Raw genomic sequence first — 14,307 nt, 5'->3', positions numbered from 1 at the left:
GACCCCGACCGTCACCGGCTCGTTCACCAGCGTGATGCCGAACGCCTCCTGGACACCGGCCACGACCTCACGCGCCAGGGCGAGGAGATCCTCCGTCGTCGCGTCACCGCGGTTCGTCAGCGCCAGCGTGTGCTTCGTGGAGATCCGGGCCGGACCGTCGCCGTAGCCCTTCTCGAAGCCGGCCTTGTCGATCAGCCAGGCCGCCGAGGTCTTGGTACGGCCCTCGCCGGCCGGGTACGCGGGCGGTTCCACCCCGTCGCCGAGCCGGTCGCGCACGCGGGCGCGGAACGTCTCGAAGTCCGCGTCCGTGAGGATCGGGTTGGTGAAGAACGACCCGGCCGACCAGGTGTCGTGGTCCTCGGGGTCCAGGACCATGCCCTTGCCGGCGCGCAGCTTGAGCACGGTGTCGCGGGCGGAGGCGAGCGGGACGCGGTCGCCGGGCTCCACGCCGAGGGCCCGGGCGGTCTCGGCGTACCGGAGGGGCGCGGAGAGGCCGCCGGCGTCCTCCAGGGCGAAACGGACGCGCAGGACCACGTAGCGCTCGGGGTCGGACTTGAAGCGGCTGTGGCGGTAGGAGAAGGCGCAGTCGCCGTTGGAGAGGGTGACCGTCTTTCCGGAGCGGCGGTCGTAGGCGACGACCTCGGTGATCGTGGAGGAGACCTCCTGGCCGTACGCCCCGACGTTCTGGATGGGCGTCGCGCCGGCCGAGCCGGGGATGCCGGCCAGGCATTCGATGCCGGCCAGGCCCGCCTCGACCGTGCGGGCGACGGCGTCGGTCCAGACCTCGCCGGCCGCCAGCTCCAGGCTCGTGCCGTCGAGGGAGAAGCCGCGGGTGGCGATGACGAGGGCGGTGCCGTCGAAGCCCTTGTCGCCGATGACCAGGTTCGAGCCGCCGCCGATGAGCAGCAGGGGCGTCCCCGTCTCGTCGGCTTCGCGGACGACGGCGATCACCTCGTCGTCCGTCGTGGCGGTGACCAGCCTGGTCGCGGGGCCGCCCAGCCGGAAGGTGGTCAGCGGGGCGAGGGGGGCGTCGTGGAGTTCCTGCACGGGCTCAAGAGTACGAGACGGCACCGACGGCTCCCCGCACGCGTGCGTGCCCCCCGTCGGACGGACGTGGGCCGCACGCGCGCGTGTTGCGTCAGGGCAGCCGGCGCAGCGCCTCGGACCAGGAGATCGGCAGGTCCTCGCTGCTCGCCTGCCAGGTGGTGAAGGTCGCGTCCCTCATCTGCGGGGCGAGACCCCGGGCGGTGGGCCCGTGGGTCCCCGCGCGGGCGAAGGCGTGGAGTGCGTCCTTCGACTCCCAGGCGGACAGGGTCCAGAAGGTCCGCTTCAGGGGCTTGGCCTTCAGGGTCGCCCCGTAGGCACCGGGGCTGCGGCGGACCTGGCGCCAGACGGCGGGCGTGCCGGCGAGGAACTTCAGCGCTCCCCACAGGGTGCGGGTCTCGAACCGGGAGGCGAAGACGTGCACTTCGGCATCGCGGGGCGGGGTGTTCGGGACGGTCCAGGGGAGGGTGGGCATGGCCGTTTCTCCTTGTCGGGATCCTGAGTCCGAGGGGTCAGCGGGAGGCCGTCTCCAGGACGGGTGCCGGTCCGGCCGGGGCGGCCTGGGGTCCGGTGCGGCGGTGGCCCGGGATCAGCAGGGCGGCGACGCCCGCCAGGGCGACCACGGCGGAGCCCGTGACCAGGGCGGGCCGCATGCCGTCGACGAAGGTCTGGCCGGTCTCGTAGCCGCCCTGGGCGGAGAAGATCGAGGCCATGACGGCGATGCCGAGCGCTCCCCCGACCTCGCGCAGGGCGTTGTTCGCGCCGGAGGCGATGCCCTGCTCCTGGGGCCGGACGCTGGACATGACCAGGTGGGAGGCGGGGGCGAAGAACAGGGCCATGCCGATGCCGCTGATGATCAGGGCGGGCAGCTGGGCGGTGTAGGAGGCGTCCGCGGTGGCCACGACGGCCATGTAGCCGAGGCCCAGGGCCTGCAGGAAGAGGCCCGCGGCGACGACCGGGCGGCCGCCGAAGCGGTCGGCCAGGATGCCGGCGACGGGGGCGACGAGCATCGGCATGCCGGTCCAGGGCAGCATCCGCAGACCCGCCTCGGTGGGCGAGTAGCCGAGGACGCCCTGCATGTACTGGCTGAGCAGGAAGATCGAGCCGAACATGCCGAGGAACATCAGCAGGCTCGCCGCGTTGATGCCGGAGAAGGCCCGGGAGCGGAACAGCCGCATGGGGAGCATGGGGTTCTTGGCGCGGATGCTGTAGAGGACGAAGGCGACGAGCAGCGCGGAGCCGGTGAACAGGCCCAGCAGGACCATGCCGCCGGTCCAGCCGTCGGCGGGGCCGCGGACCAGGCCGTAGACGATGCCGAAGAGACCGCCGCTGGCGAGCAGGGTGCCGGGGAGGTCGAGCGGGGCTCCGGTGCCGTGGGACTCGGCGAGGCGGAGGCGGGCGAGGGGCAGCAGGGCCAGGCCGAGCGGGACGTTCAGCCAGAAGATCCACTGCCAGGAGATGTGTTCGGTGAGGGTGCCGCCGACCAGCGGCCCGGAGGCGACGGCGAGTCCGTTGACGGCTCCCCAGATGCCGTACGCCATGCCCCGCTTGGCGGCGGGCACGGCCGCGGTCAGCAGGGTGAGGGTCAGCGGCATCATCACGGCCGCGCCGGCGCCCTGGACCGCGCGGGCGGCGATGAGGGAGTCGATGCCGGGCGCCATCGCGGCGGCGGCGGAGGCGCCGGTGAAGACGGCGAGCCCGGCGAGGAAGAGCCGGCGGCGGCCGAAGCGGTCGCCGAGGGCCGCGCCGAACATCAGCAGGACGGCGAAGGTGAGCGTGTAGGCGCTCACCGTCCACTCCAGGTCGTGCAGTCCGCCGCCGAGGTCCTCGCGGATGGAGGGCAGGGCGGTGGTGACGACGAGGTTGTCGAGAGCCGCCATGAATCCGGCGACGCTGGTGATGACGAGGGCCCACAGGGCTCCCCCGCGGCGTGCGGTCTGCTGTGACATCGCTCCCCCAGGAGTGTGTGCGTGTCGCTGCGATGATCGATTAGTTATTGATTACTAACTTTCGCGGCCGCGGAAGAGCGCCGGGTTCTCGCCCTTCCCGGTCAGTGCTCCAGCCGGCCCGTGGCGCGCGCGGAGGGGTACATGCCCTCCCACACGCGGTGGTCGGCCGGGAATCCCATGGCCACCAGGCAGTTGATGAGCATCCCGTACGCCATGAACTGCGTGGTCTCGGCGGCGTCCGCCCCGAGCGGCAGATGGACGGTGTCCCACAGCCGCATCCAGCCGTCGCGCACCGACTCACCGAACTCGTGGTCGCCCTCCTCCTCGGCGGCCTTGACCGCGACGTACATCTGCATCTGCATCATGAGCCGCTCGGGGTGCTCCTCGATGACCGTGGTGTACGCGTTGCCCATGGCGTGCAGGGCCTCTTCGCCGTGCAGCCCCTCGGACGCCTCCTGGAAGGTGCGGATGGTGTCCTCGATGCAGCGTTCGACCGCCGCGAGGAAGATCGCCTTCTTGCCGGGGAAGAGCCGGAAGAGATACGGCTGTGAGACGCCGACCCGGCGGGCGATCACCTCGGTCGAGGTGCCGTGGTAGCCACCCCGGGCGAATTCGGTCGTCGCCGCCCGGATGACGCTCTCGCGCCGCTCTTCCGCACTCATCCTGACCATGCTTCCGAAGTTAGTGCTCAATCACTAACCAAGTCAAGCGGTCGGGCGTCGGAAGGACCCGTGAGGGGCGCCCCCTTCCGGGAAACGCCCCTCACCTGGTGTTCCGTTCGGTTCAGGCCAGCCGTACGACCGCCCGCGACATGCCCAGCACCTTCTGCCCGGCGCAGGTCGCGGTCAGGTCCACGCGGACGGTGTTGTCGTCGAGCTTGGCCGCGACCTTGCCGCCGACCTCGATCACGGCGCCCTGGTCGTCGTTCGGGACGACGACGGGCTTGGTGAAGCGCACGCCGTACTCGACGACGGCACCCGGGTCGCCGGCCCAGTCCGTCACCACGCGGATCGCCTCGGCCATCGTGAACATGCCGTGCGCGATGACGTCCGGCAGGCCGACCTCCCTGGCGAACTTCTCGTTCCAGTGGATCGGGTTGAAGTCGCCGGAGGCACCCGCGTACTGGACCAGGGTGGCGCGGGTCACGGGGAAGGTCTGCGCCGGCAGTTCGGTGCCGACCTCGACGTCGGAGTAGGAGATCTTCGCCGTCATGGGATCGCTCACGCCTCCTCGGCCGCGCGGGCCACGAGCTTGGTCCAGGCGGTCACGACGTGCTCGCCGGTCTCGTCGTGGACCTCGCCGCGGATGTCCAGGATGTCGTTGCCCGCGAGGGACTTGACCGACTCGATGGTCGAGGTGACGGTGAGCCGGTCACCGGCCCGGACCGGGCGGCGGTAGGCGAACTTCTGGTCGCCGTGCACCACGCGGCTGTAGTCCAGACCGAGCTGGGGGTCCTGGACGACCTGGCCCGCGGCCTTGAAGGTGATCGAGAACACGAAGGTCGGCGGGGCGATCACATCGGGATGGCCGAGCGCCTTGGCGGCCTCCGCGTCCGTGTACGCCGGGTTGGCGTCCCCGACCGCCTCGGCGAACTCACGGATCTTCTCGCGGCCCACCTCGTAGGGCGCGGTGGGCGGGTACGTCCGCCCCACGAAGGACTGGTCGAGCGCCATGGCTCGGCACCTCCTGGTAGCTCTACTGACCGGTACGGGTCACTCAACGACGCGAGGCCGCCCCCGATCTCTCGGGAGCGGCCTCGTGTACGAGCCTGTTTTTATCGCGTTTCGCGGTGCGCGGTGTGCGCGTTGCAACGCGGGCAGTGCTTCTTCATCTCAAGGCGATCCGGGTTGTTACGCCGGTTCTTCTTGGTGATGTAGTTCCGCTCCTTGCACTCCACGCAGGCCAGCGTGATCTTCGGGCGGACGTCGGTGGCAGCCACGTGAGTGCTCCTAAGACGAACGGATGGACTGTTTAACGCAAGAAGAGTAGCCGATCGAAGGACCGACCCCGCAATCGGCTACTGAGAGTAGCGGTGACCGGACTTGAACCGGTGACACAGCGATTATGAGCCGCTTGCTCTACCGACTGAGCTACACCGCTGCGATGCGATCGGGCCCCGCCTTGCGGCGGGAACCTCTCACACCAGAGCCCCAAAACGGAATCGAACCGTTGACCTTCTCCTTACCATGGAGACGCTCTGCCGACTGAGCTATTGGGGCGAGCGATGAAGACATTACACGGTCGCCCGCCGTTCGCCCAAATCCGTTTCGGGGCACCTGCCCGCTCCGCTCGCACCGCCGTCCCGGCCGCCCCGCCCGCGCCTCCCGCCCCCCGCGTTCCCGCCGTTCGGCGCGACGGACCACGCCGGTACGACTATTGCGCTCCTCCCCGCCACGGGCGGGAGGCCGTCCTAGGCTCGTCTCACTCTGAGTGATCATGCGTCCTCGCGTGCACAGCCCGAGCCCCTGGAGCGCGATGCCCGACAGCCAGCCGCAGCCGCCACCTCCCCCGTCGTCCCCGCCGGGCCCGGCGGAGCCGTCGTCGTTGCTGCTGTGCGGGGCACGGCTCACCGACGGCAGGACCGTGGACGTGCGGCTGGGCGAGGGGCGCATCGAGGCGGTCGGCACGGCCGGCAGCCTCGGCCGCACGCGCGCGTGCGGGGCGCGGGTCGATCTGCGGGGCTATCTGCTGCTGCCGGCCCCGGCCGAGCCGCACGCGCACGCCGACACCGCCCTGTCGGCCGACACCGAGGGCCCGGTCTCCTCCGCGCCCCAGGACGTCCAGCGCCGGGCGACCGAGGCCGCGCTGCTCCAGCTCGGGCACGGGGCGACGGCGCTGCGGGCGCACGTGCGCGTGGGGGACGTCCAGGGGCTGTCCGCCCTGGCGGCGGTGCTGCAGGCGCGGCGGGCGCTGCGGGGACTGGCGGAGCTGACGACGGTGGCGATGCCCCGGGTGCTGACCGGGGTGGCCGGGGCGGACGGGCTGGCGGTGCTGCGGGACGCCGTGAAGATGGGCGCCTCCGTGGTGGGCGGCCGGCCCGACCTGGACCCGGATCCGGCGGGCTATGTGGAGGCGGTCCTGGAGGTGGCGTCCGAGCACGGCTGTTCTGTCGACCTGCACACGGACGCCGGGGATCCGGCGCGGCTGGCCCGGCTGGCGGCGATGGCGGGCGGACTGCGCCCCGGGGTGACGCTCAGCCCGTGCGGCGATCTCGGCAACTTGCCCTCCGAGGTGGCCTCGCGGACGGCGGACCAGCTCGCCGCGGCCGGGATCGCGGTCGTGTGCCTGCCGCAGGGCGGCTGCTGCGGCGTCGAACGGCGGGGCACGGCTCCGGTACGGCTGCTGCGTGCGGCCGGGGTGCGGGTGGCCGCCGGGAGCGGGGCGCTGCGGGACGTGTCCAACCCGGTGGGGCGCGGCGATCCGCTGGAGGCCGCCTTCCTGCTGGCCTCGCGCCACGGGCTGTCGCCCGAGGAGGCGTACGACGCGGTGAGTTCATCGGCGCGGGTCGTGCTGGGGCTGCCCGAGGTGCGGGTGGAGGCCGGCTTCCCGGCCGAGTTGCTCGCCGTGCGCGGGGACGGGCTGGCAGGGGCGCTCTCGCTGGCCTACAGCCGGGTGGTCGTGCACCGCGGGCGGGTGGTGGCGCGGACCAGCGCGGTGCGGGAGTACTGCAGTTCGGCCGCCTCGGTGGAGCTGGGGCTGCCGCGCCAGGGACGGGGTCAGGTGCACTAGGTGCATTGCCCTGTGTGGTTGGGGGCCTCACAGGGCAATGCAGCTAGGGCCCGAGGGCCGGGGTGGGCCACCGGGTGACCGGGTCGTGCGGCGGACGGGGCGGTCCGGGCGTACGGTCGAAGGCATGCGCATTGTCATCGCTGGTGGTCATGGTCAGATCGCGTTGCGGCTGGAGCGGTTGCTCGCCGGGCGCGGGGACGAGGTGGCGGGGATCATCCGCAAGGCCGAACAGGCCGACGATCTGCGGCAGGCCGGCGCCGAACCGGTCGTGCTCGACCTGGAGTCGGCCTCCGTGGACGAGGTCGCGGAGCGGCTCCGGGGCGCCGACGCGGCGGTCTTCGCGGCGGGCGCGGGCCCGGGCAGCGGGACGGCCCGCAAGGACACGGTGGACAAGGCCGCGGCGGTGCTCTTCGCGGACGCGGCGGTCAAGGCGGGCGTGCGGCGCTTCGTGATCGTGTCGTCGATGGGCGCCGACCCGGAGCACCGGGGCGACGGGATCTTCGACGTGTACCTGCGTGCCAAGGGCGAGGCCGACGCGTACGTGCGCGGTCTGGACGCCCTGGACTGGACGATCCTGCGCCCCGGCCAGCTCACCGACGACGCCGGCACCGGCCTCGTCCGCCTGGAGGCGCACACGGGACGCGGGCCGATCCCGCGCGACGACGTGGCCGCCGTCCTCGCGGAGCTGGTGGACACCCCGGCGACGGCCGGGCTCACGCTGGAGCTGGTCAGCGGGTCGGCGCCGGTGTCGGTCGCCGTGAAGTCGGTCGCGGGCAACTGAGGGGCCCGCGGACCGGCCCCGGCCGGGCCGCCTAGAACAGCGGCAGTTGGCCCGGGAAGTCCGGAACCGTGTAGCCGTCCAGGGACGGCTGCTCGGGACCGGGGCGGGCGTGGCGGCGGGAGCCCGGGCACGAGGTGAGTTCGCCGTGCTCGCGGGCGCCGGGCGGGTCATGGCGCGCGTACCGCCCGGCGACGACGGCGATCTCGCGGCGGCACTCGGGGCACGTTCTGCGGCGGGAGGACATGGGGTCAGTGTGCCGCGCGGGTGGCGCCGGTACGCCTCCCCCTTGCCGGGCCCCGCGAAGCGTGCCGTCATCACTCGATCCAGTTGCTTAAGTCAATCAAGTGACTTAGCTTTGGCCGGGTCGTTCTGCCCTTCTCGCTCCCTACGGAGGCCCGGCCATGTCCCACACCCTCACCCGACCCGGCGGCGACGGGAGATCCGCGCCGCCGCGGGCCGGTGCCGTCGTCGCGGTGCTGGCCTTCGGCGGGATCGTGGTCTCGCTGATGCAGACCCTCGTGATCCCGATCGTCCCCGAACTCCCCCGGCTGCTGGACGCCCCGGCGTCGGACACCGCCTGGGCCGTGACCGCCACGCTGCTCGCCGCCGCCGTCGCCACCCCCATGACCGGCCGGCTCGGCGACATGTACGGCAAGCGCCGGATGCTGCTGGTCAGCCTGGTGATGCTGGTGGCCGGCTCGGTGACCGCCGCGCTCAGCGACTCCCTGATCCCGATGATCGCCGGCCGGGCGCTGCAGGGCCTCGCCTCCGGCGTGATCCCGCTCGGCATCAGCATCATGCGCGACGAACTGCCCGCCGAACGGCTCGGTTCCGCCACGGCGTTGATGAGCGCCTCCCTCGGTGTCGGCGGCGCCCTCGGACTGCCCGCCGCCGCGCTCATCGCCGACCACTTCGACTGGCACGCCCTGTTCTGGGTCTCGGCCGCCCTGGGCGCCGTCGCCCTGGTGCTGGTGCCGCTCGTCGTGCCCGAGTCGCGGGTGCGCACCGGCGGGCGCTTCGACCTGGTCGGCGGCATCGGCATGGCGGCCGGGCTGGTGTCCCTGCTGCTGGCCATCTCCAAGGGGGCCGACTGGGGTTGGGGCAGCGGCACCACGGTCGGCCTCTTCGCGGCGGCCGTCCTCGTGCTGCTGGTGTGGGGCCGGTGGGAGCTGCGGGTCGCGGAGCCGCTGGTCGACCTGCGGACCACCGCCCGCCGCCAGGTGCTGGTCACCAACCTCGCCTCGATCGCGATCGGGTTCGCGATGTTCGCGATGTCCCTGGTCGTTCCGCAGCTCCTGCAGTTGCCTGAGGCGACCGGCTACGGCCTGGGCAGATCGCTGCTCGTCGCCGGGCTGACGATGGCCCCGTCCGGCCTGGTCATGATGGCCACGGCCCCCTTCTCCGCCGCCCTGTCCAAGGCCAAGGGCCCGAAGGTCACGCTGATGGCCGGTGCGCTCGTCGTGGCCGCCGGGTACGGGCTGAACATCGCGCTGATGTCCGAGCTCTGGCACTTCGTGCTGGTCACCTGCGTGATCGGCGCCGGCATCGGCTTCACGTACGGGGCGATGCCCGCCCTCATCATGAGCGCGGTGCCGGCCTCGGAGACGGGTGCGGCGAACAGCCTCAACACGCTGATGCGGTCCATCGGCACGTCGACGGCCAGTGCCGTGGCCGGGGTGATCCTCGCGCAGCTGACGACGCCTTTCGGGCCGGCCGAACTGCCCTCCCGGGACGGCTTCAAGGTCGTCCTGGCGATCGGGGCGGGGGCGGCGCTGCTCGCCTTCGCGGTCGCTTCGTTCATTCCGCGGCAGCGGGCGGCGGCGGAGTCGGCGGGCGGACCGGCCGAGGGCTCGGCCGAGGTTTCGGGGGGTGCCGAGCCGGGTGTGCGGGCGCCGGCTGCCGAGCGTGCCGATGCCGCCGGGGCCGGGCGAGCCGATGCCGCCGGGGCCGCGTCCTCGGGGCCGACCGCGCGCCGGCGGCCGGGTCCGCGGTGACGTTGGTCTCGCTGAGCGGGAAACAGCTCGCGCGGTCGGTCTCGCGGAGTGTCGGGTCGTACGGGGTCGACGCCCCCGGGGCCGGGTCGTACGTGCTGATCGCCTCGTCGCAGGGGCGCCAGCCGCAGGCCTCCACGGTCGTCGTGGCCGGGGAGCCGGTGCCGTACGACGTGCTGCTGAGCGGCACCGGCAAGCTCGCCGGTGTGGTGCGGTCGCCCGACAGCGGGACGGCGGTCGCCGGGGCCGTGGTCATCGTGACGGACGTGCGCGGGGACGTGCCGGCGACCGAACGGTCCGACGTCCTGGGCGAGTTCACCGTCACCGGCCCGGCCCCGGGTCCGGTGACCCTGGCGGTCGACTCGCCCAGGCACCGGCCGCTCGCCCAGGTCGTCGAGATCGGCGCTGCGGGGACCACCCGGATGGAACTGGAGCTGTGGCCAGGCGCTCAGGTCCGGGTCACGGTACGCGGTGGCGGTGCCCCGCTGGGCGACGCGCGGGTGACCCTGGTGGACTCGGCGGGCAACGTGGTCGCCACGACCCGGACGGGTCGCGACGGGTGCTACGCCTTCTTTGACCTTGACAGCGGCGCGTACACAGTCATCGCGGCCGGTTACCCGCCGCGGGTCGCCTCCGTGACGCTCTCCGGCACCGGTGTGCACGACCACGACATCGAACTGGCCCAGGTGAGCGAGTAGGACGGTCTGTCGCGGGCGCGGGGAGGCGGCGACGGCGTCCTCCGGCCCGGTGTGCGTCGGCAGCGGCCTGTGGCGTACGCGGGGAGGCCGCCCGCCGCCCCGCGTACGCTCGCCCGGGCCCACCCGTCACCCCACCGCCGACCGGTCCGCCGCCGTCCCGAACCACCGTGCCAGCCGGGCGAGCAGGTCCACCTGGTCCTCGCCCACCCACGCCACATGGCCGTCCGGGCGGAGCAGGACCGCGGGGACGTCCAGTTCCCCGCCGGCGTCGACGACATGGTCGACGCGGTCCTCCCAGCCCGTCACCGACAGGCGCCCGCCGGTCCGGTCGAGCAGCAGCCCGCGGCCCCCGCGCATCAGCTCGTAGAGGCGCCCGCGCTCCAGGCGCGTGTCCCGCAGCCGCCGGCCGAGCAGTTCGTGGCCCTCTCCGAAGTCGTAGCGGACGGAGATGGCGGTGATCTTCTCGATGAGGTGCCGGTTCACCTCATCGAACTCCATCAGCTCCGCCAGCAGCCGCCGTACGGCCCGCGGCCCCGGCTCGGGCTCCAGCAGGTGCATCTGCGCGCGGGTGTTGTCCAGCACGGCGGCGGCCACCGGGTGGCGTTCGGCGTGGTAGCTGTCCAGCAGGCCGTCCGGCGCCCGGCCGCGCACCTGCGCGGCCAGTTTCCAGCCCAGGTTGAAGGCGTCCTGGAGACCGAGGTTGAGCCCCTGCCCACCGGTCGGCGGGTGGATGTGCGCGGCGTCGCCGGCCAGCAGGACCCGGCCGGTGCGGTAGCGCTCGGCCAGCCGGGTGGCGTCGCCGAAGCGGGAGAGCCAGCGCGGTGAGTGGACCCCGAAGTCGGTGCCCGCGAACGTCCGCAGCTGCCGCCTGAACTCCTCGATGGACGGCGGGACCGTGCGGTCCTCGGCAACTCCCTCGGCCGGCACGATGACGCGGTACAGCCCGTTCCCGGTGGGCATGGCGCCGAACCGGAACTGCGTCCTGCGGACCTTCTCCGTCACGGCCGCCAACTCCTGCGGTGAGGCGGTCAGCTCCATCTCGCCCAGGAGCGTCTCGACCCTGCTGGGCTCGCCGGGGAAGCCGACGCCGAGCAGCTTGCGCACCGTGCTGCGGCCGCCGTCGCAGCCGACGAGGTAGCGCGAGCGCAGCCGTGTGCCGTCGGACAGCTCGGCCGTCACACCGCCGTCGTCCTGGCTCAGCCCGGCCAGCTCGTGGCCGCGCCGGATCTCGGCACCGGCCTCGGCGGCGTGCTCGGCCAGCAGGCGCTCCGTGACGGTCTGCGGGATGCCGAGGACGTACCCGTGCGCGGTGTCCAGCCCGTCGGGCCAGGACCTGGTGATGCCGGCGAAGAACCCGCCGGTCTCGTGCCTCGTGCCGAGCCGCAGGAACCGCTCCAGCAGACCTCGCTGGTCCAGCACCTCGACGCTGCGCACGTGCAGGCCGAGCGCGCGCGTCTGTCCGGTCGGCTCCGCGAGCCTCTCCAGTACGACCACGTTCAGCCCGTGCAGCCGCAGCTCGCCGGCCAGCATCATGCCGGTCGGCCCACCACCGACGATGACCACATCGAACACGACAGCCCCCCTGATTCTTCGCCCGTTCCGGGCTCCGGCGGAGGATTCTGCGCCACCACCGGGGCCTTGCCGCAAGGCCCCCCGTGCGCTATATCTTGAGAGTGGCAGGGAGCATCCGATCTCCTTGCCTTTCTGCTTTTCCTCCCTTTTCTTTCCGCTTATCGGCTGGGCCGCCTGTCTGTCTTTTCCGGTGACCGGGTGTTCCCGCCGTCCCGCACCCGCACCGTCCCAGATGATCTTCCCCATGGGATCTCGAGTTTCCGAGGTGGAACTGCCGCCTCTTTTCTGCCCGCTGGAATCCGCCGTCCACCCGCGAGCCCGGCAGATCGAGAAACGCGCCGAGGAGTGGATCGGGCGCAGCGGCATGTGCCATTCACAAGAGGAGCTGGCCTGGGTCGTCGCGACGCACAGCACCGACTTCTACGCCCGGTTCGTCCCGGGCGCCGACGACGACCGGCTGCTCGCGACGGCTCTGTGGGTCTACTGGGGCTTCGGCTTCGACGACGCGCGCTGCGACCGGGGGCCGCTGAGCACGCGCCCGGCGCAGTTCAACGCGCTGGCCTGCCAGGTGCAGCGGGCCTGCGAGAACGACACGGCGACCGGCGCGGACCGGTACATCGGCGCACTGCGGGACATCGTGCGGCTGTTCCGGTCGCTCGGGACGCCCGCGCAGGTGGGCAGGTTCGCGCACGCGCACCGGGCCTGGCTCTCGGGCGTGGCCTGGCAGGTCGGCAACCAGGCGCTGGGCCGGATGCCCGGCCTGAACGACTTCCTGACGATGCGGCTGCTGTCGTCGGGCGGGGAGCCGACCTTCGCGATGCTGGAGATCGCGAACGGCGCCGAGGTACCCGACCGGGACCTGTACCGGCCGGCGGTACGGGCGCTGAAGGAGATGGCCATCCTGGTGGCCGGGCTCGACAACGACCGGCACTCCCTGCCCAAGGAGCAGGCGCGGGACCAGGCGGACCAGAACATCTACACCGTCCTGATGCACGAGCGGGACCTGACGCTGCAGCAGGCGGTGGAGGCGGCGAACGGACTGCGGGACCGCGTGCTGCTGCGGTTCCTGCGGCTGCACGACCGCGTCCGCCCCACGGCGGGCCCGGAGCTCGCCGCCTACCTGCAGGGGCTGCGCCACGGCATCCGCGGCAACAACGAGTGGGGGCTGCGCGTGCCCCGCTACCTCAGCCTCGGACGGTGGCCCGACGCCATGGAGGACACCGCGCTGACCTGGGCGGAGGAGCCGTCCGACACCCGGCCGGGCCCGCTGGAGGGTGCCCCGGACGTGGCCTGGTGGTGGGACGACGACCTGGTCTGAGGCCCGCTCAGTGGCCCGTGGCCAGGTCCAGCGTCCACCAGGGTCCGCCGCCACCGCGCGCGACACCGACCCCCGCGTGGGTGTACCGGCAGGTCAGCAGGATGGCCCGGTGCCCGGGGCTGTCGATCCAGGTGCGGACGGCGGCCTCGGGGGTGCGGGGGCCCGCTGCGATGTTCTCGGCGGTGTGGCCGGGGTCGTAGCCGGCGGCCCGCATCCGGTCGGCCGGGCTGCTGCCGTCGCCTCCGGTGTGCGTCAGACGCTGCCTGCGGGCCATGTCGGCGCTGTGCCACTGGGCGGCACGGCTGAGCGAGGCCCGCAGCCGCACGGGACGGCAGCCGGCCTGGACACGGTGCCGGTTGACGGCGGCGACGACCTCGGCCGCCAGGCTGTCGCGGGACCGCTCGGGAAGGGCGTACGCCGTGTCGTCCCGCGGTGCCCTGTCGGGCCCGGGCGCGGGCAGGGGCCACCGGGGTGCCTCGTAGTGCGGCGGTGGCGGCGGCACGGGCGGTTGGGTCCACGCCAGGAGAGCGCCTCCCAGGGCGAGCGCGGCCCTGCGCATCCCTGTCATCTTTTCTCTTTTCTCTTCTCTGCGCCCCGCGGTGTCTGCGGAGTATGGAGTGCCAAGTGCGGTGCACACCGTACCGATAATCAATTCCGCTGTTGTGTCCAGCCGTTCCTTCGGGGGAATACGGCATTTCCCGCGCCGGTACAGGTGACTTTCGTGACTAGGCTGGGACGCGCTCGTTCACTCTTCCCTCTCCTGCTCTTCCCCTTCTTTTTCTCGTGGAGGTTTCTCATGTCGCTGCGGGTCCGTCGCATCGCTGTCGTGTCGCTCGCCGCACTGGCTCTCACCGCGGGCGGGACGGTGATGGCCGCCGCCGCTTCGGCGCAGCCGGCGGCCGCCGCCATCGGCGACCCCGGCTCCGACGGTTTCGGGGGCGGCGGCCACGGCCACGGCCACGACAGGCCGCTGCACTTCGGGCCGTTCGAGTTCCCCCGCTACGGCTCCGTCTCGGGCGGCTTCTCCTGGGGCGTGCGCGACTAGCGGGACCTGACCGTGCCGAGGGCCGCCCCGCGGGGCGGCCCTCGGTCGTTCCCGGGGGGGGCCGGCCGGTCAGCGCTTCAGGGTGGTCGCGCTGGCGACCAGGACCAGGACCACGCACCCCAGGATGAGCAGCGCGTCGCGGACGAACAGCCCGGTGACCCCGGTGTGGGTGGCGGCCTC

At 72.8% G+C, this 14,307-nt stretch carries 16 protein-coding genes and 2 tRNA genes; 6 read left to right on the top strand and 12 right to left on the bottom strand.

What is annotated here, in order from left to right; all coding sequences use genetic code 11:
- From RIN80_RS17235 to RIN80_RS17195, 9 genes are all read right to left on the bottom strand, one after another.
- On the bottom strand, window positions 1–1,047 hold a 1,047-nt coding region (locus RIN80_RS17235; protein WP_309096487.1), incomplete at its 3' end, for a UDP-N-acetylmuramate dehydrogenase.
- Between the two features lie 91 nt (window positions 1,048–1,138).
- Window positions 1,139–1,519: a DUF3291 domain-containing protein gene (locus RIN80_RS17230; RefSeq protein WP_309096486.1), complete on the bottom strand. Its 381-nt coding sequence runs from the start codon at window positions 1,517–1,519 to the stop codon at window positions 1,139–1,141.
- Between the two features lie 37 nt (window positions 1,520–1,556).
- A complete protein-coding gene (locus tag RIN80_RS17225) occupies window positions 1,557–2,993 on the bottom strand; it encodes an MFS transporter (RefSeq protein WP_309096485.1) in 1,437 nt (478 codons plus the stop codon).
- Window positions 2,994–3,094: 101 nt separating this feature from the next.
- Complete coding sequence (locus RIN80_RS17220) at window positions 3,095–3,664, bottom strand: TetR/AcrR family transcriptional regulator (protein WP_309096484.1); 570 nt, start codon at window positions 3,662–3,664, stop codon at window positions 3,095–3,097.
- A gap of 112 nt (window positions 3,665–3,776) precedes the next feature.
- Window positions 3,777–4,205: a MaoC family dehydratase gene (locus tag RIN80_RS17215; RefSeq protein WP_309096495.1), complete on the bottom strand. Its 429-nt coding sequence runs from the start codon at window positions 4,203–4,205 to the stop codon at window positions 3,777–3,779.
- An 8-nt stretch (window positions 4,206–4,213) separates the two neighbouring features.
- Window positions 4,214–4,666: a MaoC family dehydratase N-terminal domain-containing protein gene (locus RIN80_RS17210; protein ID WP_309096483.1), complete on the bottom strand. Its 453-nt coding sequence runs from the start codon at window positions 4,664–4,666 to the stop codon at window positions 4,214–4,216.
- 101 nt (window positions 4,667–4,767) lie between these two features.
- Window positions 4,768–4,932 carry a 50S ribosomal protein L33 gene (gene rpmG / locus RIN80_RS17205; RefSeq protein ID WP_003948671.1) on the bottom strand — a complete coding sequence of 55 codons (165 nt, stop codon included), beginning with the start codon at window positions 4,930–4,932 and terminating at the stop codon, window positions 4,768–4,770.
- 88 nt (window positions 4,933–5,020) lie between these two features.
- Window positions 5,021–5,093 (bottom strand) — tRNA-Met (locus RIN80_RS17200).
- 46 nt (window positions 5,094–5,139) lie between these two features.
- Window positions 5,140–5,212, bottom strand: a tRNA-Thr gene (locus tag RIN80_RS17195).
- 256 nt (window positions 5,213–5,468) lie between these two features.
- On the opposite strand from RIN80_RS17195, the gene RIN80_RS17190 reads away from it, so the two are divergent.
- Together RIN80_RS17190 and RIN80_RS17185 are read left to right on the top strand one after the other, a co-directional pair.
- On the top strand, window positions 5,469–6,722 hold the full coding sequence (locus RIN80_RS17190) for an amidohydrolase family protein (RefSeq protein WP_309096494.1): 1,254 nt from the start codon (window positions 5,469–5,471) through the stop codon (window positions 6,720–6,722).
- A gap of 124 nt (window positions 6,723–6,846) precedes the next feature.
- Window positions 6,847–7,503, top strand: a complete 657-nt coding sequence (locus tag RIN80_RS17185; RefSeq protein WP_309096482.1) for an NAD(P)H-binding protein — start codon at window positions 6,847–6,849, stop codon at window positions 7,501–7,503.
- Window positions 7,504–7,534: 31 nt separating this feature from the next.
- Here RIN80_RS17185 and RIN80_RS17180 read toward each other — a convergent pair whose 3' ends face one another.
- Entirely contained in the window at window positions 7,535–7,747 is a 213-nt protein-coding gene (locus RIN80_RS17180) for a hypothetical protein (RefSeq protein ID WP_309096481.1), read from the bottom strand.
- A gap of 157 nt (window positions 7,748–7,904) precedes the next feature.
- On the opposite strand from RIN80_RS17180, the gene RIN80_RS17175 reads away from it, so the two are divergent.
- Both RIN80_RS17175 and RIN80_RS17170 read left to right on the top strand, forming a co-directional pair.
- Entirely contained in the window at window positions 7,905–9,497 is a 1,593-nt protein-coding gene (locus RIN80_RS17175; protein WP_309096480.1) for an MFS transporter, read from the top strand.
- Entirely contained in the window at window positions 9,494–10,192 is a 699-nt protein-coding gene (locus RIN80_RS17170) for a carboxypeptidase-like regulatory domain-containing protein (protein ID WP_309096479.1), read from the top strand. The genes RIN80_RS17175 and RIN80_RS17170 overlap by 4 nt, the downstream gene beginning before the upstream one ends.
- A 126-nt stretch (window positions 10,193–10,318) precedes the next feature.
- Here the strand turns inward: RIN80_RS17170 and rox are convergent, their stop codons facing one another.
- On the bottom strand, window positions 10,319–11,764 hold the full coding sequence (gene rox / locus RIN80_RS17165; protein WP_309096478.1) for a rifampin monooxygenase: 1,446 nt from the start codon (window positions 11,762–11,764) through the stop codon (window positions 10,319–10,321).
- Between the two features lie 244 nt (window positions 11,765–12,008).
- On the opposite strand from rox, the gene RIN80_RS17160 reads away from it, so the two are divergent.
- Entirely contained in the window at window positions 12,009–13,082 is a 1,074-nt protein-coding gene (locus RIN80_RS17160; RefSeq protein ID WP_309096477.1) for a hypothetical protein, read from the top strand.
- 7 nt (window positions 13,083–13,089) lie between these two features.
- On the opposite strand, the gene RIN80_RS17155 is transcribed toward RIN80_RS17160, so the two are convergent.
- Window positions 13,090–13,650, bottom strand: a complete 561-nt coding sequence (locus RIN80_RS17155; RefSeq protein WP_309096476.1) for a CAP domain-containing protein — start codon at window positions 13,648–13,650, stop codon at window positions 13,090–13,092.
- Window positions 13,651–13,878: 228 nt separating this feature from the next.
- On the opposite strand from RIN80_RS17155, the gene RIN80_RS17150 reads away from it, so the two are divergent.
- Entirely contained in the window at window positions 13,879–14,127 is a 249-nt protein-coding gene (locus RIN80_RS17150) for a hypothetical protein (RefSeq protein ID WP_309096475.1), read from the top strand.
- The last annotated feature ends 180 nt before the right edge of the window (window positions 14,128–14,307 follow it).

The organism is Streptomyces sp. (assembly GCF_031181705.1).
Taxonomy (GTDB): domain Bacteria; phylum Actinomycetota; class Actinomycetes; order Streptomycetales; family Streptomycetaceae; genus Streptomyces.
This window is presented reverse-complemented; position numbering and strand designations above follow the sequence as displayed.

Coding starts and splice junctions, on each gene's coding strand:
- RIN80_RS17155 (WP_309096476.1), bottom strand. CDS start 13,650: ATGACAGGGATGCGCAGGGCCGCGCTCGCCCTGGGAGGCGCTCTCCTG.
- RIN80_RS17180 (WP_309096481.1), bottom strand. CDS start 7,747: ATGTCCTCCCGCCGCAGAACGTGCCCCGAGTGCCGCCGCGAGATCGCC.
- RIN80_RS17230 (WP_309096486.1), bottom strand. CDS start 1,519: ATGCCCACCCTCCCCTGGACCGTCCCGAACACCCCGCCCCGCGATGCC.
- RIN80_RS17160 (WP_309096477.1), top strand. CDS start 12,009: ATGGGATCTCGAGTTTCCGAGGTGGAACTGCCGCCTCTTTTCTGCCCG.
- RIN80_RS17225 (WP_309096485.1), bottom strand. CDS start 2,993: ATGTCACAGCAGACCGCACGCCGCGGGGGAGCCCTGTGGGCCCTCGTC.
- RIN80_RS17190 (WP_309096494.1), top strand. CDS start 5,469: ATGCCCGACAGCCAGCCGCAGCCGCCACCTCCCCCGTCGTCCCCGCCG.
- RIN80_RS17150 (WP_309096475.1), top strand. CDS start 13,879: ATGTCGCTGCGGGTCCGTCGCATCGCTGTCGTGTCGCTCGCCGCACTG.
- RIN80_RS17210 (WP_309096483.1), bottom strand. CDS start 4,666: ATGGCGCTCGACCAGTCCTTCGTGGGGCGGACGTACCCGCCCACCGCG.
- RIN80_RS17215 (WP_309096495.1), bottom strand. CDS start 4,205: ATGACGGCGAAGATCTCCTACTCCGACGTCGAGGTCGGCACCGAACTG.
- RIN80_RS17175 (WP_309096480.1), top strand. CDS start 7,905: ATGTCCCACACCCTCACCCGACCCGGCGGCGACGGGAGATCCGCGCCG.
- RIN80_RS17220 (WP_309096484.1), bottom strand. CDS start 3,664: ATGGTCAGGATGAGTGCGGAAGAGCGGCGCGAGAGCGTCATCCGGGCG.
- RIN80_RS17185 (WP_309096482.1), top strand. CDS start 6,847: ATGCGCATTGTCATCGCTGGTGGTCATGGTCAGATCGCGTTGCGGCTG.